This window comes from Bacillus proteolyticus (genome assembly GCF_001884065.1).
Lineage (GTDB): Bacteria > Bacillota > Bacilli > Bacillales > Bacillaceae_G > Bacillus_A > Bacillus_A proteolyticus.
Map to the genome: position 1 here is coordinate 1 of NZ_MACH01000146.1, position 330 is coordinate 330.

Annotated in this window: 1 protein-coding gene; it reads right to left on the reverse strand. The window is 35.2% G+C overall.

Annotation, left to right across the window (positions count from 1 at the left end; genetic code table 11):
* On the reverse strand, window positions 1–330 hold a 330-nt coding region (locus tag BAQ49_RS26690), incomplete at both ends, for an ankyrin repeat domain-containing protein (RefSeq protein ID WP_244159145.1).

The window sequence follows — 330 nt, forward strand, 5'->3', positions numbered from 1 at the left end:
TAATATTTTCTCCAGTGTATCTAATTGAAATATCTATTCCTTTTTCAACTAGAAACTCAGCTACTTCTTTATGTCCACCATAAATCGCACCCAATAATGGATTTCTTTTTGCTAAGCTCACATCTAATTCTGCACCAGCCTCAATTAAATACTTTACTATCTCCAAATGCCCCGCTCCTGCTGCCAAATTTAATGCAGAAGCATCAAATGTACCACCTCTAGCATCAATATCTATACCTTTATTAATTAGATACTCAACCATTTCAAGGTGTCCTTTCTTGGCAGCTACATGTAACCATGTTCCAAATGTAGTCATTGTGTTCAAAATTT